We start from the raw sequence: 21,966 nt of genomic DNA, 5'->3' as shown, positions 1-21,966 counted from the left end.
AAGACGAGGACACAGGGGATGGATCATTTCAAACGTGTTTTGCCGCGGGGCTGCATGACCCTGCTGGCGGCCTTCGGGGTCAGTTGCGGGGCGCACGCTGCCGGCGCCTTCGACCCGGAGTCGAAGTGGATGAGCGGCGACTGGGGCGGCACACGCACCGAGTTGCTGGACAAGGGCTACGATTTTTCGCTGGATTACGTGGGCGAGGTTGCCGGCAACCTGAAGGGTGGCTACAACAACGACAAGACGGCGCGCTACAGCGACCAGTTCGCCCTGGGCGTGAAGATGGACCTGGAGAAGATCCTGGGTTGGCACGACGCCGAGTTCAAGCTGGCGATCACCGAGCGCAGCGGGCGCAACCTGTCCAACGACCGCATCAGCGACCCTCGGGCCGGGCAGTTCAGCTCGGTGCAGGAGGTGTGGGGCCGCGGGCAGACCTGGCGCCTGACCCAGATGTGGGTCAAGCAGACCTACTTCGACGGCAAGCTCGACCTCAAGGCGGGGCGCTTCGGCCCGGGCGAGGAGTTCAACAGCTTCCCCTGCGATTTCCAGAACCTGGCTTTCTGCGGCTCGCAGGTGGGCAACTGGGTGGGCAGCATCTGGTACAACTGGCCGGTCAGCCAGTGGGCGTTGCGCGCCAAATACAACCTCACGCCGGAGTTCTTCGCCCAGGTCGGGGTGTTCGAGCAGAACCCTTCGAACCTTGAGACGGGCAATGGCTTCAAGCTCAGCGGCAGCGGCACCAAGGGCATGATCCTGCCGGTGGAGCTGGTGTGGGCCCCCAGGGTCAACGGCCTGCCCGGCGAGTACCGCCTGGGTTACTACTACAGCACTGCCAAGGCCGATGACATCTACGAGGACGTCAATGGCCAACCCCAGGGCCTGACTGGCGCAGACCCCAAGTCGCATTCGAGCAAGCATGGCTGGTGGGTGGTGGCGCAGCAGCAGGTTACTGCGCACAACGGCGATGCCAATCGCGGCCTGAGCCTGTTCGCCAACTTTACCGTGCACGACAAGGCCACCAACGTGGTCGACAACTACCAGCAGGTGGGCATGGTGTACAAGGGCGCCTTCGATTCGCGGCCCAAGGACGACATCGGCTTCGGCGTGGCGCGCATTCATGTCAACGATGACGTGAAGAAGCGTGCGCAGCAGCTCAATGGGGTCAGCGGTATCGATGACTACAACGACATGGGCTTCGTGCCGATCCAGCGTACCGAGTACAACGCCGAGCTGTACTACGGCGTGCACGTGACCAACTGGCTGACCGTGCGCCCCAACCTTCAGTACATCCGTCACCCGGGCGGGGTGAGCGAGGTGGACAATGCGGTCGTCGCCGGGCTGAAGATTCAGTCGTCGTTCTGAGGGGATATGTTGTAAATTTACGCCAATTCGGCGTTTCGCCGGCAAGGTCGACTTCTGTAGGAGCCGGCGTTGCCGGCGAACAGGCCCCCCTAACAACAAGAGTCCCGAAACATGTCCGAGCACCCGCTTCAACGCTTCTTCACCTCGCAGCGGCCGCGACCGACCTTCGAGTGGGAGCGTTACCAGCAGCGCGACGTGCTGATCATCGATCACCCCCAGTGCCAGGCGGTGTTCAGTCGCCAGGGCGCGCAACTGCTGCACTTCCAGCCCCGTGGCGAACGCCCGTGGCTGTGGTGCGCGGCGCAGTGGCCGCAGGTCGGCGCCATTCGTGGCGGTGTGCCGGTGTGCTGGCCCTGGTACGGCCGTCACCCCAGTGAAGACATGTGGCCGGCCCACGGCTGGGCGCGCCTGCTCGACTGGAAACTGATCGACAGCAGCGAAAGCGACGAGGGTGTGACCCTCACGTGGCGCCTGCAACTGTGCGACTGGCAGGTCGACCTGGTGGCCAACCTGGGCCAGCGCATGCAGTTGCAACTGAGCACCGAGCACCAGGACAGCCTGCCGTGCCAGTTGAGTCATGCTCTGCTGGCCTACTGGCGTATTAGTGACGTTTCCGAGATAGCGCTATCTGGGCTCGAGAATGCGAGGGGGTACGATCATCTGAGGCGTCAGGCATGCCAGCAGAAGGGCGCCTTGAAAGTGCAGGGCGGCTGTCAGCGGGTGTTCCAGAATGCTGCGACCCTGCAGGTCAACGACCCGGCCTGGCAGCGTCAGCTGTGCATCGATACCGGCGACAGCGACGACACCGTGGTGTGGCATCCAGGCAGCCGGCCGCTGATGGGCGTGAGCGGCAGCGAGACCCAGGGCTTCATCTGCGTCGAGGCCGCCAGTGGCAGCAGCGACAGCCTCAGCCTGGCGCCGGGGGAGCGGGCGCACCTGCAGTTGCAGGCGCATTCGCTCAATTGAGTTCGTCGTCGATCGGGTAGCGGCTGGCGTTGAGGCTTTCCTTGATCTTGCGCAGGTGCGGCTGGAAGTCCACGCCACGGCGCAGGGTCATGCCGGTGGCCAGCACGTCGAGCACGGTCAGCTGGATGATGCGCGAGGTCATTGGCATGTAGATGTCGGTGTCTTCAGGCAGCGGGATGTTCAGGCTCAGGCTGCTGGCCTTGGCCAGTGGCGAGTCGGCAGCGGTGAGGCCGAGCACCGAAGCACCGTTTTCCCGCGCCAGGCGCGCCACTTCGACCAGTTCGCGGGTGCGCCCGGTGTAGGAGATGATCACGAACAGCTCGCCGGTATGGGCCACCGAGGCCAGCATGCGCTGCATCAGCACGTCGGCATGCGCCGACACGGCGAGGTTGAAGCGGAAGAACTTGTGCTGTGCGTCCAGTGCCACCGGGGCCGAGGCGCCCAGGCCGAAGAAGTGGATCTGGCGCGCCTGGATCAGCATGTCGACGGCGCGGCTGACCAGTTGCGGGTCGAGCTGCTGGCAGGCACTGTCGAGCGAGGCGATGGCGCTGCCGAAGATCTTCTGGGTATAGGATGCAGGGTCGTCGTCGGCTTCTACCGCACGGCTGACATAGGCGGCGCCGCTGGCCAGGCTCTGCGCCAGTTGCAGCTTGAGCTCGGGGTAGCCGCTGACGCCGAACGAACGGCAGAAGCGGTTGACGGTGGGTTCGCTGACCTTGGCTGCCTGGGCCAGCGCCGCGATGCTGAAGCGCGTGGCTTGCTGCGGGTTGGCCAGGATGACTTCGGCGACTTTGCGCTCAGCCTTGTTCAGCTCGTCGAGGCGGCCCTGGATCTGCTCCAGGAGGTTTCGCACGCGGTCCATGGGGGTATGTCCTTGGGTCGGGGAGGCCGCCGGCTGCCACGGGCAGACGGCTTTTTACGCGGTGGCCTATCGTACTGATGGCACGGTTGGCGCACCACTTGATTCTGTATACACGGCAATATGTTGTTAGTTTTACTACATTAGTCCTTGAAAACTGCGATTGAAACCGGTATTTCTACGTCAACTTGATAAAAGAACCAACATCATGGCTTCGATCACCGTTGAACCCTGCACCTTTGCCCTGTTCGGCGCCCTGGGCGACCTGGCGTTGCGCAAGCTGTTCCCGGCGCTGTACCAGCTCGATCGCGCGGGCCTGCTGAATGAGCAGACCCGCGTGCTGGCACTGGCCCGCGAAGCCGGCAGCCCGCAGGAGCACCTGGCGACGATCGAGGCGCACCTGCACAAGCACGTGGGCAGCGATATCGAAGCCCTGGCCCTGCAGCGCTTCATGGCGCGCCTGAGCTACCTGCATGTGGATTTTCTTCAGGCTCAGGACTACCCGGCGCTGCTCGAACAGGTACAACCCGACGCGCCACTGATCGCCTATTTCGCCACCGCCGCGGCGGTGTACGGCGGCATCTGCGAGAACCTCGACAAGGTCGGCCTGAGCGAGCGCACCCGCGTGGTGCTGGAAAAGCCCATCGGCCATGACCTGGAGTCGTCGCGCAGGGTCAATGACGCGGTGGCGCAGTACTTCCCCGAAAACCGCGTGTATCGCATCGACCATTACCTGGGCAAGGAGACGGTGCAGAACCTCATTGCCCTGCGCTTTGCCAACAGCCTGTTCGAAACCCAGTGGAACCAGAACTCCATCTCCCACGTGGAAATCACCGTGGCCGAGAAGGTCGGCATCGAGGGCCGCTGGGGCTACTTCGACAAGGCCGGGCAGCTGCGCGACATGATCCAGAACCACCTGCTGCAGTTGCTGTGCCTGATCGCCATGGACCCGCCCAGCGACCTCTCGGCCGACAGCATTCGCGACGAGAAGGTCAAGGTGCTCAAGGCACTCGCACCGATCAGCGGCGAGGGCCTGAGCACCCAGGTGGTGCGTGGCCAGTACATAGCGGGCTACAGCGAGGGGCGGGCCGTGCCCGGCTACCTCGAGGAAGACAACTCCAATACCCAGAGCGACACCGAAACCTTCGTCGCGCTGCGGGCCGATATCCGCAACTGGCGCTGGGCCGGGGTGCCGTTCTACCTGCGCACCGGCAAGCGCATGCCGCAGAAACTGTCGCAGATCGTCATCCATTTCAAGGAGCCGCAGCACTACATCTTCGCGGCGGAACAACGTTTGCAGATCGGCAACAAGCTGATCATCCGCCTGCAGCCGGACGAAGGCATTTCGTTGCGGGTGATGACCAAGGAGCAGGGCCTGGACAAGGGCATGCAACTGCGCAGCGGCCCGTTGCAGCTGAATTTTTCCGATACCTGGCACAGCGCACGCATTCCGGATGCCTACGAGCGCCTGCTGCTGGAAGTGATGCGTGGCAACCAGAACCTGTTTGTACGCAAGGACGAAATCGAATATGCGTGGAAATGGTGCGACCAGTTGATCGCCGGCTGGAAACACGCCGGTGATGCGCCCAAGCCGTATGCGGCGGGCACCTGGGGGCCGATGAGCTCGATAGCACTGATTACCCGCGATGGGAGGGCATGGTATGGCGATATCTGAACTGCAACTGCCGGCGAGCGTGACGGCACATGAGTTTGCCGATGCGGCGCGCCTGGCCGAGGGCCTGGCTGTGGATGTGGCGCAGCGGTTGCGCACGGCGATGGACGAAAACGGCCAGGCCACCCTGGTGGTGTCGGGCGGGCGCAGCCCGGTGGCGTTCTTCCAGCGCCTGGCCAGGCAGCCGCTGGACTGGTCCAGGGTGGTGGTCAGCCTGGCGGACGAGCGCTGGGTGCCGGTGGAACATGCCGACAGCAATGCCGGCCTGGTGGCGCAGCACCTGTTGCAGGGCGAGGCCGCCAAGGCGCGGTTCGTCGGCCTGTACCGTCCCGCCGCGAGCCTCGAAGCCGCTGCCGAGCAGGCGGACCAGGCGCTTGCCCAGCTGCCGCCGATCGATGTGCTGGTGCTGGGCATGGGCGATGACGGTCACACCGCCTCGCTGTTTCCGGGCAGCCCCAACCTGGCCGAGGGCCTGCAGGCCCAGAGCCAGCGCCGGGTACTGCCGATGCTGGCGCCGAGCGTGCCGCATCAGCGCCTGACCCTGACCCGGCGTGTGCTGGCCGGTGCAGGTGCGACACTGTTGTCGGTGCAAGGGCCAGGCAAACTCGCTACCCTGCGCGCCGCGCTGGGCGGTGACGACCCGGCGCAGATGCCGATTCGCGCCTTTCTTCAAGACCCCCTGGAAATCTACTGGTGCCCATGAACCAAGGACACGCCGTTATGACAACCCTTGAACCTTCACAGCCGGGCATTTCCATGGCCGACAAGATTGCCCTGATCGACCGCATCTGCGGCCAGGCGCGCATTCTGCCGGTGATCACCATCGCCCGCGAGCAGGACATCCTGCCGCTGGCCGATGCGCTGGCGGCCGGGGGGCTGAAGACGCTCGAGGTGACGCTGCGTTCCGAACACGGCCTGACCGCCATCCGCCTGCTGCGCGAACAGCGCCCGGAGCTGTGCGTCGGAGCCGGTACGGTGCTCGACCGCAGCATGCTGGCGGCGGTGGAACAGGCCGGTGCGCAGTTCGTGGTCACGCCGGGGTGCACCCAGGACATCCTGGAGGCGGGGGTCGAGAGCCCGTTGCCACTGTTGCCGGGCATCAGCAGCGCCTCGGAGATCATGATGGGCTACGCGCTGGGCTATCGGCGCTTCAAGCTGTTCCCGGCCGAGATCAGCGGCGGGGCGGCGGCGATCAAGGCATTCGGCGGGCCGTTCGGCGAGGTGCGTTTCTGCCCCACCGGCGGGGTCAACCCGGGCAACGTCAAGCAGTACATGGCCCTGGCCAATGTGATGTGTGTGGGCGGAACCTGGATGCTCGACAGCAGCTGGATCAAGAACGGCGAGTGGGCACGCGTGCAGGCGTGCAGTGCCCAGGCGCTGGCGTTGCTGGACTAGAGAATTCGTTGTGTGCTGTACGGCTTTGAGGTGCGCTTGGTCGGCGCACCTTTTTTTTTGCCGGCGCCATTGACCGGCAAGGCCGCTGCCCATCCAGGAAGCACGTCCCGCTGCCGAGCCTGTCGCGGCCTCCCTAGTATCGAAAACTCATGGGTTTTCTGCAGGGAGTGCATACCTTGGACGACGAAATCGAACACGCTACAAACCCGCGACTCAGCGGCTACGCGGTCAAGACCGGGTCCTATTCGCTCGAGCGCCACCTGATCGGCGGCAAGCGCCTGGCACCCGGCTGCTGGGTCAACGGCAAGACCGTCTACGGCGATATCCGCATTGGCTCCAGTGCCTGGGCCACCTACACCCGACCGGTGTTCGCCTACCTGTCAGCGGTGGATACCCTGCGGCTCAACGGCCTGAGCAACCAGCGCCATGCCATCACCTTTGCCCAGGGCCACAGCAAGCAGTTCATCCGTGAAGTGGACGCGCCCTATTCGGTGTCGTCGGCCATCGAGCGGGTCAATATCCTCTCCAGCCTGCACACCGGCTTTGTCGACGACATCGCTTGGGGGGCGCCGAACGACAACCGCCTGACGCTGCTGCTGCCCGGCAGCGGGGTGTTCGCCATCTACCAGATGAACCTGGTGTATGCCCATTGCGCGACTTCGGCCGGACAGCTGAGCAAGGCGTTTCGCACCAGCAAGACGCTGGCCACGCAGGGGCGTACCGACCTGTACTTCCTGTCGGCCATCAGCACGGCCGTGTATGTGGCGGTGGCCGATGCCGCGGCCACCCCTCCGATTGCCTGGGATGCCCTGCAGCGCAAGGTGCTGACCGAAGGTTACGAGGTTGAATGCAATGCCGGCGCCTGGTCGTTCGATTTTTCCGCAAGCCAGAAGATTCACTACAAGTACTGAGGGAACCGTCATGAGTGAAGACAACGTGTTTGGCGCCGACTCCCCCGCACAGCGCGGGAGCTACCACATCGACAAGTACCTCTTTGGCGGTGACAAGGTACGCCAGGCCTGCTGGATAAAGGATGCCACCGAGTTCGGCCAGATGTTCGACGGCAAGCGGTGGTGGGACATGTATTCGGTGCCGGTTGCCGCTTACGTGGAGCATGTCGGCACCGTCCAGGTGCCGAGCAACGGCGAGGATGAACGCACCTTCGAGGTCACCCATGGCTTTACCCGAAGCTTCAGCCGTACCACCGAAGTGTCTGGTGGCGTGCAGCTGGAATTCAAGGGCGTGGGAGTGAGTTCAGAGGTCCGGGTATCGTTCCAGGCTGCGCAAAGCTGGAACGACTCCACCACCCAGAAGCACACCCGCAAGCTGGTCGGCCCCGGGGTGTTCTATGCCTATCAGGTGCACATCCTGTATGCGCACTGTGTGATGGGCGCGTCGGAGATCGATTACTACTTCGAGCACAACAAGGTGCTGCCGATTCTCGATGCCAACGCGCAGGTGATGCGCGAAGACCTGATCTACCTGTCGTCGGTTGCCACCGACACGCTGGTCACGGTGCTGGAGGAGGCCTCGGTGGACCCGCTCGGCTGGGACGAACTGCAGAAAAAGGTGTTGTTCGAGCACTACAGTTCCCGGAAAAACGCGGGCTGCTGGCGCTTCGATTTCAGCGTGAACGAGCGCTACCCGCGCGGGTGATGCGCCGCGCTGGCCTGCGTCGGCAGGCCAGCGGGCATGCCATCAGAAGCTGTCCGAGGTCCTGAAGCCGCCGCCCCCGCTGCTGTCGGAGCTGGAGAAGCCGCCACTGCTGCTGGAGCTGCTGCTCGAACTGCTGGAACTGGAGCTGCTCCAGCTCGACCCCGAGCTGCTACTGCTGTACGAGCTGCGCTCGACGGCGACGCGCGGCACCAGTTCGCGGTGTTCGCGGATGGTCCCGACCAGATAGCCCAGGGTGACATCGCGGGTCATGTAGTCCGACAGCAGACGTTCGATGCCCAGCGTTGCCTTGTACTGATAGCCGTCGTCACGGAAGAAGTCGGTGCGCAGCGCGCGCTCCAGCTCCTTGGCCCGGTCATAGGACTGCTGGGCCAGGCCATGGGTCTGGCGCGCCTCGGCCAGTGCCCGTTCCACGCCGTCGACCTGCGGGTACAGCCGCTGCAGCTGCAAGGCGATCTGGTCGTCTGCGGTATCGGGGGTCTTCTTCACCTGCTCGAGCAGTTGCTCGATGCTCTTGGCCTGCAACTGGTCGGTGAGCCACTGGCGGGCACGCAGGTAGTGCGGGTCCTGGTTGTGGGTGAATGCGGTCAGTTGCGCGTGAATGTCGTTGGCCTGCTGCTTGCTGGCCACGGTCTGCTTGTACAACGCCTTGTGCGCTTCGCGCAGCGGCTCCATGCCTGCCTGCTGCTGGGCGTCGGCCAGTTGCTGGCCGGTGCTTTGCTCCAGCGCGGCAATGTGCGCGTCGCGTTCGAGCTGCAGTGCCTCGTTGCGCTGCTGCATGTTGAGCAGGTTCAGCTCGTTGCTGCGGTTGCCGCTGTAGTCGACCTGCCTGGCCAGCCAGCCATCGAGCCAGCGGCTGATGCGGCCCAACCGATACTGTTCGGTGCCGAAATCGCGATCACGCAGGAAGTGGTAGATCGGGTTGCGGCCGAACATCGGCAGCTTGTCGGCACACTCCTGGCGAATGTCGGCATACCCGGTGACGGTTTCGAGGTTGGCGGCGATGGCCTGTTCCAGCTGGTGCATCTGCGCCGTGTAGGTCGGGTCCTGGGCCAGTTGGTCGCGGGCCTGGCGGTCGAGGTCGTCGAGGCGCTCCTGTACCTGCGCGGTCGCCTCCAGCGACTGGGCGATCTGCTGCTCGACCTCCAGCAGTTGCTGGCGCAACTGCCCCTGGGCCAGCTGGCGTTCGTGCAGGGCCTGAACCACCTCGTCCTGCAGCGACGGGGCGTGCTCCAGCTGCAGGGTCGCGATGCTGCGCAGGCGGGTCAGGATGTCCTGTTCGAGCGCCATCTGGCGCTCGGTGGCACTGGCCAGTTGTTGTTCTGCGTCGCGCAGCACGTGCTCGAAACTGCGTGCATTGTCGGCGACGATACCGATGAGCTTGCTGGGTCTCATGTCATCACCAGTCCAGGATCATGTCGGGTTTGGCGACACGTTGGTTGAATTTCAGGCTCAGCATGTTGGCAGGCTTGCTGCCCATGGCGAGGTCGTCGATGTGGCCGTCGCTGAGTTTGTCTTCCTTGACCTTGAGGTACTCGGCCTGGCTGACCCGCACACCAAAGTAGGACGCCCAGCGCGATTCGCCGGTTTCCGAACTGGTGACCGGCACGCTGATCGGGTTGCCGGCGGCGTCCACGGCCTCGACCACCAGGTACCAGCTCTTGCCCTGCAGGGAGTCACCGCCCTGGTTGCACAGCGCCTGGTCATAGCAGCGCTCGACCCCCGACTTGACGCCGTAGCGGTCCACCACCCGCAGCTCCAGTGCCTGACGGGCGAACACCAGCAGGCTGTCAAGCGTCGACAGGTGGTCGCTGGCCTGGCGTGCCTGCAGGGCGTCGATGGCCTTGTCGACCTGGGCGGCCTGGGCACGCACCACCCGCAGGTCGTTCGGCGGCAGGCGCAGGGCGGGCAACTGCTGCTCGATTTCGTCCAGGCGCCGGATCAGCGGCTGGACCTGCTGAATGCGATCGAGCTGGCTTTCGAGTTCCCCGACTTCACGGTCGACCACCTCGATGCCCAGGGTGTCGGCGTTGCCGATGGCCTGGTCGGCCACCCGGGCCTGCTGCGCCATCACCCCGAAACGCTTGGCGCCTGCGGTGAACGCCGGGTTGTGCAGTACGGCCTGCAGGCGGCTGCGGGCATCGATAATGGCCTGGACGTCGTTCAGGCCCTTGTCGGCCTGCCTCAGTTGCGCGCGCGCCGACTGGGTGTTGCGTTCGTAGGTATCGAGGTCCTGCTGCACGCTGTCGCGGTTTTCGCTGTCGATCAGTTGCGGCCACGGTCGGTGCGTCAGCAGTGTCTGAACCTGCGTCAGCCGCTCGGCAAGCGGCCCCAGCAGGCGCGTGGCCGCGGGCTCGGGCTGTTGCGCGACGGCTTGCTGCAGCGCATCGAGGCGCGACTTGTGCTGCGCAAGGTCGGCGCTCAGATCGCTGCTGCGATACTCGGCCGTACGGACGTTGTCCTGCACCTTGGAGGTCTTGGCGGTGTCGTTCACCACCCGGGTGCACTGTACGGCCAGCAGCGCGACGACGATCAGTTGCAGGATGCGCATGAGCTTCCTGCGGTTGAGCAGCAGGCGCGTGGTCAGGCGCTGCAGTGCGGTCTGTTCGGGCGCCTCGAAGGCCAGGCGCCGGGCGAAGAACGCCCGCACACCCTGTTCGATCAGCGCATCGTCATAGGCGATGCCCTGGGCCTGGTAGTAGGTGCGGATACGCTCGGCGACTTCAGCGCGGCGCTGCGGCAGGTTCAGGTGCTCCTGCACCTGCATCTGCTGATGGCGCAGCTGGTCGACCACCGCCATCGCGCCCAGCTGTTCGGACAGAGGAACACTGCTCATCAGGCGGCCTTGGTCAGCAGGGCGGCGAACTTGCGCTTGGCCTCTTCGACAGCTTCGGCGATATCCCGGGCGGCGTTGCTCGACTCTGCGCGGTAGGTGTCGGCCATCTGCTTCATGTCGGTCTGGAACGACAGCGTGGCGTCAGCCAGGGCGCGCACCGAGTCGACCTTGATGGTCGAGCCATAGCTGGCCTTGACCGCGGCTTCGAGCTGCTGGTTGCCGGTGCTGCCCAGCGACTCCAGGCCCTGGCTGATGCCGTCGGTGGTGGCATTGAGGGTGTGGGTGGCTTCGGCCAGGCCGCTGTTGGCGGTGAACGACACGGCAAGCCCGGTGAGCACCACTTCGTTGGTGGAAAAGAACGACACCATGCGCTGGTATTGACGCTCCTTGATCACGTGCACCTGATTGATGCGTGCAAAGACCATTTCGGCGGTGTTGTAGCCGACCTTCAGGTCATCGGCGATGTCCTTGATGATCTGGTAGCGCTTGTCTTCGTCCTGCAGGGCGCGCACGGCTTCATCGCGGCCCAGTTCCAGCGCGGCGCGTGCGGCGGGCTCGGCGCTTTCGGCGTCGGCGACCCGGGCGTTGGCCTCGTTCAGGGCCAGGGTGCGCTGCTGCAGGGCCTCGCCAGCGATGGCCAGCACCTGCTGGGCTTCCACCTCGGCGGCTTTCATGGCCATGCGAAAGTCCATGTACGACTCCAGGATCACGCTCTCGCGGGCGATCTGGTCGTTGGCCGACTTGCACACCTTCAGGTAGTTTTCGCGGATATCGGCAAAGCGGCTGGGGATGGAGCCGCGACGCACGTTCATCCAGGTCAGCTTGATCTTTTCCATCGCGTCCAGGCGCCCGTCATCCATCCAGCCGGCCATGGCGGCGGCGTCCTCGCGGATGGAGGTGAAGCTCTGCGTGATGTCCATGAAGCGCGTGGAGATGTCCATGCCTTCGATCTGCTCGCGCACCATGCTGTTGAAGCTGGTGGCCTGCTGCAGCACGGTGGCGATGGAGGTGACCTTGGTGGTGTCGTAGTGGGCCACGCGGTCCAGCAGTACCAGAACCGGGGCATCCTGAACGGGCTGGATGAAGTTGATGCCGATGGTGCGCAGGCTGGTGAGTGCCCGTTCCAGGTAGTGGCTCATTGAGTGTCCTTACAGGTGTGGCAAAAATAATGAGGCCGGCAGTATACCGAGCACGCCAGCGCCCCGCAGGCTTTCGCACAACCAAAAAAAATGCCCGCCTCCGTATCAGAGGCGGGCATTGCATGCAGCAGCGGGTCAGTTGGCGTTTACGCCGCCTTAGCAGCCTGCTGGCTCAGCGAGCGGTTCAGTGCGCTGAACAGCGCCTTGAAGCTGGCGGTGGTGATGTTTTCATCGATACCCACACCGTGCACCGGACGACCGCCAGCCACGCGCAGTTCGATGTAGGCCGCCGCCTTGGCGTGGGTGCCGGCACCGATGGCGTGCTCGTTGTAGTCCATGATTTCCACGGCTACCGGCAGGCCGGCCACCAGGGCCTCGAGGGCGCCGTTGCCCTTGCCGCGCCAGTGCAGGGTGGTTTCGCCTTCACCGGCCACTTCCACTTCCACGGCGCTGTGGCCGTTCTCTTCCTGCAGGCGATGGCTGACCAGCGCATACGGGGCGTTGGCTTGCAGGTACTCGCTCTGCAACAGCTTGTAGATCTGCTGGGCGGTCATTTCCAGGCCCAGGCGGTCGGTCTCGCCCTGTACCACCTGGCTGAACTCGATCTGCATGCGGCGCGGCAGGCTGATGCCGTATTCCTGTTCGAGCAGGTAGGTGATGCCACCCTTGCCCGACTGGCTGTTGACGCGGATCACCGCCTCGTAGCTGCGGCCGATGTCGGCCGGGTCGATCGGCAGGTACGGTACTTCCCACAGGGTGTCTTCTTTCTGCTGGGTGAAGCCCTTGCGGATCGCATCCTGGTGCGAGCCGGAGAACGCGGTGTGCACCAGGTCGCCCACATACGGATGACGCGGGTGTACCGGGATCTGGTTGCACTCTTCGACCACCTTGCGCACGCCGTCGATGTCGGAAAAGTCCAGCTCCGGGTCCACGCCCTGGGTGTAGAGGTTCAGGGCCAGAGTCACCAGGTCGACGTTGCCGGTACGCTCGCCGTTGCCGAACAGGCAGCCTTCGACACGGTCGGCGCCGGCCATCAGGCCCAGCTCGGTGGCAGCCACGCCGGTGCCACGGTCGTTGTGGGTGTGCAGGCTGATGATCACGCTGTCACGGCGCGACACGTTGCGCCCGAACCACTCGATCTGGTCGGCATAGATGTTCGGGGTGGAAACTTCCACGGTGGCTGGCAGGTTGAGGATCACCTTGTGTTCGGGGGTCGGGTTCCACACCTCGATCACCGCGTCGCAGACTTCCTTGGCGAACTCCAGTTCGGTAGCGCTGAAGGTCTCTGGCGAGTACTGGAACGTCCAGTGGGTTTCCGGCTGCTGGGCGGCGTACTTGACGAACAGCTTGGCCGCGTTCACTGCGATGTCCTTGACGCCCTGCTTGTCCTGGTTGAAGACAATGCGGCGGAATGCCGGGCAGGTGGCGTTGTACAGGTGCACGATGGCCTTCTTGGCCCCGCGCAGCGATTCGAAGGTACGTGCGATCAGGTCTTCACGGGCCTGGGTCAGCACCTGGATGGTGGTGTCGTCCGGGATGTGGCCGTCTTCGATCAGGGTGCGCACGAAGTCGAAGTCGGTTTGCGAGGCCGATGGGAAGGAGGCCTCGATTTCTTTCACGCCCACGCTGACCAGGGTCTTCCAGAAGCGCAGCTTCTTGACCGCATCCATCGGCTCGATCAGCGACTGGTTGCCGTCGCGAAGGTCCGAGCTGCACCAGATCGGCGCGGCCGTGATGGTCTTCGAGGGCCAGGTGCGGTCAGGCAGGTTTACCTGAGCGAAGGCACGGTATTTTTTCGAAGGGTCTTTGAGCATGGTCATGAAAGCAATCCTTATTGTGCGGCCTTGAAAGGGGCCCGCCGAACGTACAAGTGATGAATGGGCGAGGCGACGCGATTCAGCTTGGTAGTCGGGCACTGACCAGGCAAAGGCTGCGATGTTGGCGAAGCAGGATGAGGGTGTGCGTGGTTTTCATGGGTTCAACCCTAACCAGTGGGGTGAACGATGGCAAGCACTGCAAAAAAATTGAGAGGAATGCTTAAAAACTGAAGAATGTCGTGATTTTATAGCGCCGACCAATCAAAAAGACCGCGCCAGTTGCGCGGTCTTTTTGATTGGCGCAAGACGCTGATCAGGGCTGGAAGGCCCCGATGAAGATCGCCGGATCGACCCGTGCGTCGTTCAGGCTGACGTTCCAGTGCATGTGCGGCCCGGTGGCGCGGCCGGTGGAGCCCACACGTCCGACGATGGCGCCACGGCTCAGTTGCTGGCCGGGTTTCACGTCGATCTTCGACATATGGCAGAACATGCTGATGAAGCCCTGGCCGTGGTCGACGAACACGGTGTTGCCGTTGAAGAAGTAGTTGCCGATCAGGATCACCTTGCCGTTGGCCGGGGTCTTGATCGGGGTGCCGGCGGGCACGGCGAAGTCCAGGCCGGCATGCGGGTTGCGTTCCTCGCCGTTGAAGAAGCGACGCACGCCGAACTTGCTCGACAGCGGGCCGTTGACCGGCTTGTCGAGGAGCAGGTTGCTCGGCAGGTTGGGGCTGAAGCTGCGGTAGGCCTTGAGCTGCTCGGCCAGCTCGGCGTCGATGCGCTTGAGGTCGGCCGGGTTGGGGTTGACCTGGCGCTGGTTCTTAAGGGTGATGCGCTGCTCGGGGTACTTCTTGCTGGCGACCGTGAAGCTCAGGGTGCGCTCGCCCTGGGTCAGGCTGGCGGTGCCGGGCTTCTGGGTCAGAGGCAGGCCGACAATGGCCAGCCAGGTGTCCTGCTCGCGTACCACCAGCACCGGCTTGCCGTCGAAGCGTGCCTGAGGGGCCTGGGCGGCGGGGCCGAGGTCGACCACCGCGACGCCGCCGGGCACCGGCTTGTTCAACTGGCGGGTGATGTAGCTGGCCTGGGCGGTGCCGGCGAAGGCCAGGCAGAGGGCGAGCAGCGGGGCAAACAGTCGGGGCATGAGTCAGTCCAGTAGAGAGAGCGTGACCGGGGTCAGGTGGTTGTCTTCGACCCGCACCTGCAGCTCGCCTTCGCCCAGGCGGGCGGTCAGGCGCTGGCCGTTGCGGGTCTGCGCGGCGCTGCGGATGGCCTGGCCGCGCTCGTCGAGCAGAATGCTGTAGCCACGGCTGAGGGTGGCCAGCGGGCTGACCACCTGCAGTGTCTGCACCTGCACCTGCAGGTGCTGGCGGCGGGTGGCGAGGGTCTGGCGCATGGCTCGCGGCAGGCGCTCGGCGAGGTTGTCCAGGCGTTGCTTGAGCAGCGCCAGGGCACGCCCGGGGTGCTGCGCGGCCAAGCGGGTATCCAGGCGTGCCAGGCGTTCGCGGCGCTGGTTCAGGCGCTGCTCGAAGGCGCGGCGCAGGCGCATGTCCAGGTCGTCGAGGCGCTGGGCCTGCTGGCGCAGGCGTTCGCCGGGGTGGCGCAGACGCCGCGCCAGGCTGTCCAGGCGCAGCCGGTCATGGGCCAGGCGGTTCTGGATGCGCAGCAGCAGGCGGCGTTGCAGGCTTTCCAGGCGTCGGCCCAGGTCGCTGCTGTCGGGGGCCAGCAGTTCGGCGGCGGCCGAAGGGGTGGGGGCGCGCACGTCGGCGACGAAGTCGCTGATCGACACGTCGGTTTCATGCCCCACGGCGCTGACGATGGGCGTGACGCAGGCGGCGATGGCACGGGCCACGGCTTCTTCGTTGAAGCACCAGAGGTCTTCCAGCGAGCCGCCGCCACGGGCCAGGATCAGCGCGTCGAAGCCTTGCGCATCGGCGCGTTGCAGGGCCCGCACGATCTGGTTGATGGCTTCGCGGCCCTGCACGGCGGTGGGTATCAGGGTCAGCTCCACCTGCGGGGCGCGGCGGCGGAACACGCTGATGATGTCGCGGATCACCGCGCCGGTGGGCGAGCTGACGATGCCGATACGCTGCGGGTGGGCGGGCAGGGCGCGCTTGCGTTCACTGCTGAACAGGCCCTCGTTGCCGAGCTTTTCCTTGAGCGCGTCGAAGGCCAGGCGCAGGGCGCCGTCACCGGCCGGTTCGACGGTGTCGAGGATCAGCTGATAGTCGCCGCGCCCCTCGAACAGCGAGACCTTGCCACGCACCTTGACCGCCAGGCCGTCGCGCAATGCCTGGCGCACGCGGGCGGCGTTGTTGCGAAACAGTGCACAGCGCACCTGGGCGCCGCTGTCCTTGAGGGTGAAGTAGACGTGGCCGGAGGCGGGCCGGGCGAGGTTGGAGATTTCGCCCTCGACCCAGATGTTGCTGAACACGTCCTCGAGCAGCACGCGGGCGCGGCCGTTGAGCTGGCTGACGGTAAGGACCTCGCGGTCCAGGCCGAGTCTTTCGAAAGGGTCTTTGATCATGCGGGGCATCATAAAGGGAATCGTGCGGTCTTTGCAGTCCCGGCAGGTGGCGGCGCTGCTTGCCGGCTCCTACAGGTCATGCGCGGTCTCTTGCAGGAGCCGACGTTGCCGGCTCAGCCCTGCATGTGCTCCACAAACTGATGCACCAACGGCCCGGCATCGCGTCGATAGGCCAGCGCCACCGTACTCACGCACCCCGCGTCGGCCAGCGGCACGAAGCGCAGCGTCGCTGGCGCGATATCGCGCATGCACCGTGGCAGCAAGGCCACCCCGAACCCGGCCTGGATCAACTGCAACTGCGTGGTCTTGCGCGACACCACCCGCGCAGCCCGAGGGAAGAACCCTTCACGCATGCACAGCTCGGCCGACAGGTAGCTCAAGCCACCGCGCTGGCGGTGCGGGATGGAAATGAACGCCTCGTCGCGTAACTGCGCCAGGTACACGCTGGGCTCATCGGCCAGCGGGTGGTCTGCGGCCACCGCCAGCAGCAGCGGTTCGTCGAACAGCGGCTGCACGCACAGCCCTTCGTGCTGGCGCAGCACCGGCAGGCGCAGCAGGCCGAACTCCAGGCGACCTTCGGCCAGTTCCTCCAGTTGCGCCTCGGAAGACAGCTGCGCGATGTCCATCGACACGCCGGGGTTGTGCTGCAGGTAGCCCGTGAGCCGATCCAGCAGCGCGCCGGTCAACGGCACCGTGCTCGAATGGCTCAGGCGCAGGCTGCCGCGCAGGCCCTGACCGATTTCGGTGGCCAGGCGGCAGGCCTTCTCCAGCTCGCCCAGCAGGTTGCGGGCCCGCGGCAGAAACGCCAGGCCCGCTGCGGTCAGGCGCGGCTGGCGGGCGGTGCGTTCGAACAGCGGGGTGGCCAGCTGACTCTCCAGCTCCTTTATCTGCCGGCTCAGCGCCGACTGCGCGACGAACAGGCGCTCGGCGGCAGCACTGAAACTGCCGGACTCGGCAATCTCGACGAAGTAGCGTAACTGTCGGGTGGAGATCATGAGGGATGCCTTTTCGAGAGGGCTGATGGCGCAATTGCATATTAGTCGGCATGGCTGGCCAATGGCTAAAGTTCGTCTGAACGCTGCCTCACTCACGACTCAGGCATACACCATGCTCTCCACACTGCTCGACTCGCTCCCTTTCACTGCGCTCCAATGGCTGCCGATACTGCTTGGCATCGGCGTCGCCTACATCGTGTTCGGCATCGCCGGCTTCGGCACCGCGCTGGTCGCCGGGCCGGTCCTGATCAACTTCATGCCGCTGTCGCGCATCATCCCGTTGCTGGTGCTGCTGGACTTCGTCGCTGCCTTCGGCAACTGGCTGCCGGCGCGCAAGGCCGTGGTGCGCGGCGAACTGCTGCGCCTGCTGCCGTGCATGGCCATCGGCTGCACCCTGGGCGTGGTGTTCCTGCTCAACCTCAAGTCCGACCTGCTGCTGTTGCTGATGGGCCTGTTCATCAGCGCCTATGCGCTCTACAGCCTGGCGGTGAAGGTCAAGCCGGCGCGCCTGAATGCCGGCTGGTCGGTGCCGATGGGTATCACCGGCGGCCTGTTCGGTGCGCTGTTCGGCAGCGGCGGCTTCCTCTATGCCATCTACCTCAATGCCCGGCTCGACGCCAAGGAGCAGGTGCGCGCGACCCAGAGCGCGCTGATCAGTTGCAGCACCGTGGTGCGCCTGAGCCTGTTCCTGATTGCCGGGGTGTACGCCGACCTGCCGTTGCTGCTGCTTGCCCTGTGCCTGCTGCCGATGATGTTCGCCGGCCTGTGGGTTGGGCGCCGGCTGACCCTGAAGATGTCCCGCGAAACCTTCGTGCGGCTGGTCACCTGGCTGGTGCTGGCCAGCGGCATCGCGCTGATCGCGCGCTACCTGAGTGAGGTAAACTGGCACCTTTAACCTGTTCGGCCGCCTTCATGACATTCCAGAGCATCATCGTCCCCAAGATCTCCACCGTGCCGGTGCACGAGCCGCGCGCCCGCGCGATCCTGCGCTGGCTGGTACGCGAAAAGGTGATCGAGGAACAGCTCAGCACCTGCGGGCGCACCGGCAACCGCATGGGCTACGCCATCGCCGAGGGTGCGCGCAAGGTGGTCGAGCGGCCGCAGCTGCTACCGTACGGCCAGCCCGTCAATGGCCTGGAAGTCATCTACAAGCGCTGCATCTATACACCTACCGAAGGCTTTCTCGAAGAAGCCGGCTGCGCCGAGTGCCGCCGGGAAGTGGGGGTGGAACTGTTCGCCAGCCTGGAAGAGTGGATGCCCGGCATCAGCGACAACTTCACCTGCCCGCGCTGCGGCCATGAAGACGACATCAACGGCTTCCTTTACCTGCAGCCCTGTGCCTTTTCCAACCTGGGGTTCATCTTCAACAACTGGGGCGAGGCCGGTTTCAAGCCGTCTTTCATCGATGCCTTTGCCGACTGGCTCGACCAGCCGGTGGCAGTGGTGCAGGTAAAGCTGCAAGACAACTGACCGAAGGCCCATCTTTACATTGAGTCACACGGCGCGCATGAGTATAATGGCGCGCTTCCATTTTCCCGCCCGGGAGCCCCCGCGATGCTGCGTATCAGCCAAGAAGCCCTGACCTTCGACGACATTCTCCTAGTACCCGGTTACTCCGAGGTGCTACCTAACGAAGTCAGTCTCAAGACCCGTTTGACCCGTGGCATCGAGCTGAATATTCCACTGGTTTCCGCCGCCATGGACACCGTGACCGAAGCCCGTCTGGCCATTGCCATGGCCCAGGAAGGCGGCATCGGCATCATCCACAAGAACATGACCATCGAGCAGCAGGCTGCCGAAGTGCGCAAGGTCAAGAAGTTCGAGGCCGGCGTGGTCAAGGACCCGATCACCATCGAGGCCGACGCCACCGTACGCGACCTGTTCGAACTGACCCGGCTGCACAACATCTCCGGCGTGCCGGTGCTGCACAACGGCGACCTGGTCGGCATCGTCACCTCCCGTGACGTGCGCTTCGAAAACCGTCTCGACGCCACCGTGCGTGAAGTGATGACGCCCAAAGAGCGTCTGGTCACGGTCAGCGAAGGCGCGGACAAGAACGAGGCCCGCGAGCTGCTGCACAAGCACCGCATCGAGCGCGTACTGATCGTCGACGACAAGTTCGCCCTCAAGGGCATGATGACCGTCAACGACATCGAGAAAGCCAAGGCCTACCCGCTGGCCAGCAAGGACGACCAGGGTCGCCTGCGCGTCGGTGCTGCAGTGGGTACCGGCAAGGACACCGGCGACCGCGTGACCGCACTGGTTGCTGCCGGCGTCGACGTGGTGGTGGTCGACACCGCCCACGGCCACTCCAAGGGCGTTATCGACCGCGTGCGCTGGGTCAAGCAGAACTTCCCCGACGTGCAGGTGATCGGCGGCAACATCGCCACCGGCGCAGCCGCCAAGGCCCTGGCCGAAGCCGGCGCCGACGCGGTCAAGGTCGGTATCGGCCCTGGCTCGATCTGCACCACCCGTATCGTCGCCGGCGTCGGCGTGCCGCAGATCAGCGCCATCGCCAATGTGGCTGCCGCGCTGGAAGGCACCGGCGTACCGCTGATCGCCGACGGTGGCATCCGCTTCTCCGGTGACCTGTCCAAAGCCATCGTCGCCGGCGCCAGCGCCGTGATGATGGGTTCGATGTTCGCCGGTACCGAAGAGGCCCCGGGCGAGATCGAGCTGTTCCAGGGTCGTTCCTACAAGGCCTACCGCGGCATGGGTTCGCTGGGTGCGATGTCCCAGGCCCAGGGTTCCTCGGACCGCTACTTCCAGGACTCCTCGGCCGGTGCCGAGAAGCTGGTACCGGAAGGTATCGAAGGTCGCGTGCCATACAAGGGCACCCTGACCGCGATCATCCACCAGCTGATGGGCGGCCTGCGTTCCTCGATGGGTTACACCGGCAGCGCCAACATCGAAGAAATGCGTACCAAGCCCGAGTTCGTGCGCATCACCGGTGCCGGCATGGCCGAATCCCACGTGCATGACGTGCAGATCACCAAGGAAGCGCCAAACTACCGCGTAGGTTGATGCTCCTGGCAATACCTGTAAGCGGGGCTGTTCACGACAGCCCCGCGTCGTTTCCGATTACCACTGACGAGATTGAGTCATGGCCCTCGACATTCACGCTCACCGTATCCTGATCCTCGACTTCGGTTCCCAGTACACCCAGCTGATCGCCCGCCGCGTGCGCGAAATCGGCGTGTACTGCGAACTGCACCCGTTCGACATGGACGACGAGGCGATTCGCGAATTCGCCCCCCGCGGGATCATCCTCGCCGGCGGCCCCGAGTCGGTGCACGAAGCCGACAGCCCGCGCGCGCCACAGGCCGTATGGGACCTGGGCGTACCGGTATTCGGTATCTGCTACGGCATGCAGACCATGGCCGAGCAGCTGGGCGGCAAGGTTGAAGGTTCCGAGCTGCGCGAGTTCGGTTACGCCCGTGTCGATGTGGTCGGCAAGAGCCGCCTGCTCGACGGCATCGAAGACCACGTCGACGCTGACGGCGTCTTCGGCCTGGACGTGTGGATGAGCCACGGTGACAAGGTCACCCGCATCCCGGAAGACTTCCACATCCTGGCCAGCACCCCAAGCTGCCCGATCGCCGGCATGTTCAACGATGATCGCGGCTACTACGGCGTGCAGTTCCACCCGGAAGTGACCCACACCAAGCAGGGCGGTCGCATCCTGTCGCGCTTCATCCTCGACATCTGCGGCTGCGAAGCACTGTGGACCCCGTCGAAGATCGCCGAAGACGCAATCGCCCAGGTGCGCGCCCAGGTCGGCACCGACAACGTGCTGCTGGGCCTGTCCGGCGGCGTGGACTCCTCTGTGGTTGCGGCGCTGCTGCACAAGGCCATCGGTGACCAGCTGACCTGCGTGTTCGTCGACAACGGCCTGCTGCGCCTGCACGAAGGCGAGCAGGTGATGGCCATGTTCGCCGAGAACATGGGCGTCAAGGTGATCCGTGCCAACGCCGAGGACCAGTTCCTGAACAACCTGGCCGGCGAAGCGGACCCCGAGAAGAAGCGCAAGATCATTGGTCGCACTTTCATCGACGTGTTCGATGCCGAGTCGAACAAGCTGCACAACATCAAGTACCTGGCCCAGGGCACCATCTACCCCGACGTGATCGAGTCGGCCGGTGCCAAGAGCGGCAAGGCCCACGTGATCAAGTCGCACCACAACGTCGGTGGCCTGCCGGAGGAAATGAACCTCAAGCTGGTCGAGCCGCTGCGCGAACTGTTCAAGGACGAAGTCCGTCGTCTGGGCCTGGAGCTGGGCCTGCCGTACGACATGGTCTACCGTCACCCGTTCCCGGGCCCGGGCCTGGGTGTGCGCATCCTGGGTGAAGTGAAGAAGGAATACGCCGACCTGCTGCGTCGTGCCGACCACATCTTCATCGAAGAGCTGCGCAAGGCCGACTGGTACCACAAGGTCAGCCAGGCCTTCGTGGTATTCCAGCCGGTGAAATCGGTGGGCGTGGTCGGTGACGGCCGTCGTTACGCCTGGGTGGTGGCGCTGCGTGCGGTCGAGACCATCGACTTCATGACCGCGCGTTGGGCGCACCTGCCATACGAACTGCTGGAAACCGTCAGCGGCCGCATCATCAACGAGATCGAAGGCATCTCGCGCGTCACCTACGACGTATCGAGCAAGCCGCCTGCGACGATCGAGTGGGAATGATGCACGCCCTGAACTGACCGGCACCCGCCAGCCAGAAAGCCAAAAG

Annotated in this window: 19 protein-coding genes; 11 read left to right on the top strand and 8 right to left on the bottom strand. The window is 64.7% G+C overall.

Annotated features, from left to right (window positions below; genetic code table 11):
• The first annotated feature begins 54 nt into the window (after positions 1–54).
• Positions 55–1,365, top strand: a complete 1,311-nt coding sequence (locus B4I46_RS08030) for a carbohydrate porin (protein ID WP_370409066.1) — start codon at positions 55–57, stop codon at positions 1,363–1,365.
• A 111-nt stretch (positions 1,366–1,476) separates the two neighbouring features.
• Positions 1,477–2,331, top strand: a complete 855-nt coding sequence (locus B4I46_RS08025) for a D-hexose-6-phosphate mutarotase (RefSeq protein ID WP_043860393.1) — start codon at positions 1,477–1,479, stop codon at positions 2,329–2,331.
• Here the strand turns inward: B4I46_RS08025 and hexR are convergent.
• Entirely contained in the window at positions 2,324–3,184 is an 861-nt protein-coding gene (gene hexR, locus B4I46_RS08020) for a DNA-binding transcriptional regulator HexR (protein WP_173925072.1), read from the bottom strand. The genes B4I46_RS08025 and hexR overlap by 8 nt on opposite strands.
• A gap of 214 nt (positions 3,185–3,398) precedes the next feature.
• Between hexR and zwf the strand changes: the two genes are divergently transcribed.
• The 5 genes from zwf to B4I46_RS07995 all read left to right on the top strand — a co-directional run bounded on the left by zwf (position 3,399) and on the right by B4I46_RS07995 (position 7,913).
• Positions 3,399–4,865, top strand: a complete 1,467-nt coding sequence (zwf, locus tag B4I46_RS08015) for a glucose-6-phosphate dehydrogenase (protein ID WP_043860395.1) — start codon at positions 3,399–3,401, stop codon at positions 4,863–4,865.
• Positions 4,852–5,565, top strand: coding sequence for a 6-phosphogluconolactonase (gene pgl, locus B4I46_RS08010; RefSeq protein WP_054915075.1), 714 nt, complete (start codon positions 4,852–4,854; stop codon positions 5,563–5,565). Before zwf ends, pgl begins: the two co-directional genes overlap by 14 nt.
• A 17-nt stretch (positions 5,566–5,582) precedes the next feature.
• Complete coding sequence (locus B4I46_RS08005) at positions 5,583–6,257, top strand: bifunctional 4-hydroxy-2-oxoglutarate aldolase/2-dehydro-3-deoxy-phosphogluconate aldolase (protein ID WP_043860397.1); 675 nt, start codon at positions 5,583–5,585, stop codon at positions 6,255–6,257.
• A gap of 176 nt (positions 6,258–6,433) precedes the next feature.
• Positions 6,434–7,168, top strand: a complete 735-nt coding sequence (locus tag B4I46_RS08000; protein ID WP_157811420.1) for a monalysin family beta-barrel pore-forming toxin — start codon at positions 6,434–6,436, stop codon at positions 7,166–7,168.
• A gap of 10 nt (positions 7,169–7,178) precedes the next feature.
• A complete protein-coding gene (locus B4I46_RS07995; RefSeq protein ID WP_043860399.1) occupies positions 7,179–7,913 on the top strand; it encodes a monalysin family beta-barrel pore-forming toxin in 735 nt (244 codons plus the stop codon).
• A 42-nt stretch (positions 7,914–7,955) separates the two neighbouring features.
• On the opposite strand, the gene B4I46_RS07990 is transcribed toward B4I46_RS07995, so the two are convergent.
• From B4I46_RS07990 to B4I46_RS07960, 7 genes are all read right to left on the bottom strand, one after another.
• A complete protein-coding gene (locus B4I46_RS07990; protein WP_054915073.1) occupies positions 7,956–9,326 on the bottom strand; it encodes a hypothetical protein in 1,371 nt (456 codons plus the stop codon).
• Positions 9,327–9,330: 4 nt separating this feature from the next.
• A complete protein-coding gene (locus tag B4I46_RS07985) occupies positions 9,331–10,767 on the bottom strand; it encodes a DUF6384 family protein (protein ID WP_286899509.1) in 1,437 nt (478 codons plus the stop codon).
• Positions 10,767–11,906, bottom strand: a complete 1,140-nt coding sequence (locus tag B4I46_RS07980; RefSeq protein ID WP_043860401.1) for a hypothetical protein — start codon at positions 11,904–11,906, stop codon at positions 10,767–10,769. The genes B4I46_RS07985 and B4I46_RS07980 overlap by 1 nt, the downstream gene beginning before the upstream one ends.
• 146 nt (positions 11,907–12,052) lie before the next feature.
• Complete coding sequence (gene leuA / locus B4I46_RS07975; RefSeq protein ID WP_043860402.1) at positions 12,053–13,726, bottom strand: 2-isopropylmalate synthase; 1,674 nt, start codon at positions 13,724–13,726, stop codon at positions 12,053–12,055.
• A gap of 310 nt (positions 13,727–14,036) precedes the next feature.
• Positions 14,037–14,861, bottom strand: a complete 825-nt coding sequence (locus B4I46_RS07970) for a M23 family metallopeptidase (RefSeq protein WP_104571854.1) — start codon at positions 14,859–14,861, stop codon at positions 14,037–14,039.
• 3 nt (positions 14,862–14,864) lie between these two features.
• A complete protein-coding gene (xseA, locus tag B4I46_RS07965) occupies positions 14,865–16,244 on the bottom strand; it encodes an exodeoxyribonuclease VII large subunit (protein WP_054915069.1) in 1,380 nt (459 codons plus the stop codon).
• Between the two features lie 113 nt (positions 16,245–16,357).
• A complete protein-coding gene (locus B4I46_RS07960) occupies positions 16,358–17,239 on the bottom strand; it encodes a LysR family transcriptional regulator (protein WP_088514574.1) in 882 nt (293 codons plus the stop codon).
• Between the two features lie 112 nt (positions 17,240–17,351).
• On the opposite strand from B4I46_RS07960, the gene B4I46_RS07955 reads away from it, so the two are divergent.
• The 4 genes from B4I46_RS07955 to guaA all read left to right on the top strand — a co-directional run bounded on the left by B4I46_RS07955 (position 17,352) and on the right by guaA (position 21,920).
• Positions 17,352–18,134, top strand: coding sequence for a sulfite exporter TauE/SafE family protein (locus tag B4I46_RS07955; protein WP_370408961.1), 783 nt, complete (start codon positions 17,352–17,354; stop codon positions 18,132–18,134).
• Positions 18,135–18,151: 17 nt separating this feature from the next.
• Positions 18,152–18,709, top strand: a complete 558-nt coding sequence (locus tag B4I46_RS07950) for a hypothetical protein (RefSeq protein ID WP_054915068.1) — start codon at positions 18,152–18,154, stop codon at positions 18,707–18,709.
• 84 nt (positions 18,710–18,793) lie between these two features.
• Entirely contained in the window at positions 18,794–20,263 is a 1,470-nt protein-coding gene (gene guaB / locus B4I46_RS07945) for an IMP dehydrogenase (protein ID WP_043860652.1), read from the top strand.
• Positions 20,264–20,342: 79 nt separating this feature from the next.
• Positions 20,343–21,920 carry a glutamine-hydrolyzing GMP synthase gene (gene guaA, locus B4I46_RS07940; RefSeq protein ID WP_043860651.1) on the top strand — a complete coding sequence of 526 codons (1,578 nt, stop codon included), beginning with the start codon at positions 20,343–20,345 and terminating at the stop codon, positions 21,918–21,920.
• The last annotated feature ends 46 nt before the right edge of the window (positions 21,921–21,966 follow it).

The sequence above is a fragment of the Pseudomonas sp. UBA7500 genome, from assembly GCF_002478435.1.
In the GTDB taxonomy this organism is placed as follows: domain Bacteria; phylum Pseudomonadota; class Gammaproteobacteria; order Pseudomonadales; family Pseudomonadaceae; genus Aquipseudomonas; species Aquipseudomonas palmensis.
The sequence above is the reverse complement of the archived record's forward strand: the minus strand, read 5'-3'. Positions and strand labels throughout refer to the sequence as shown.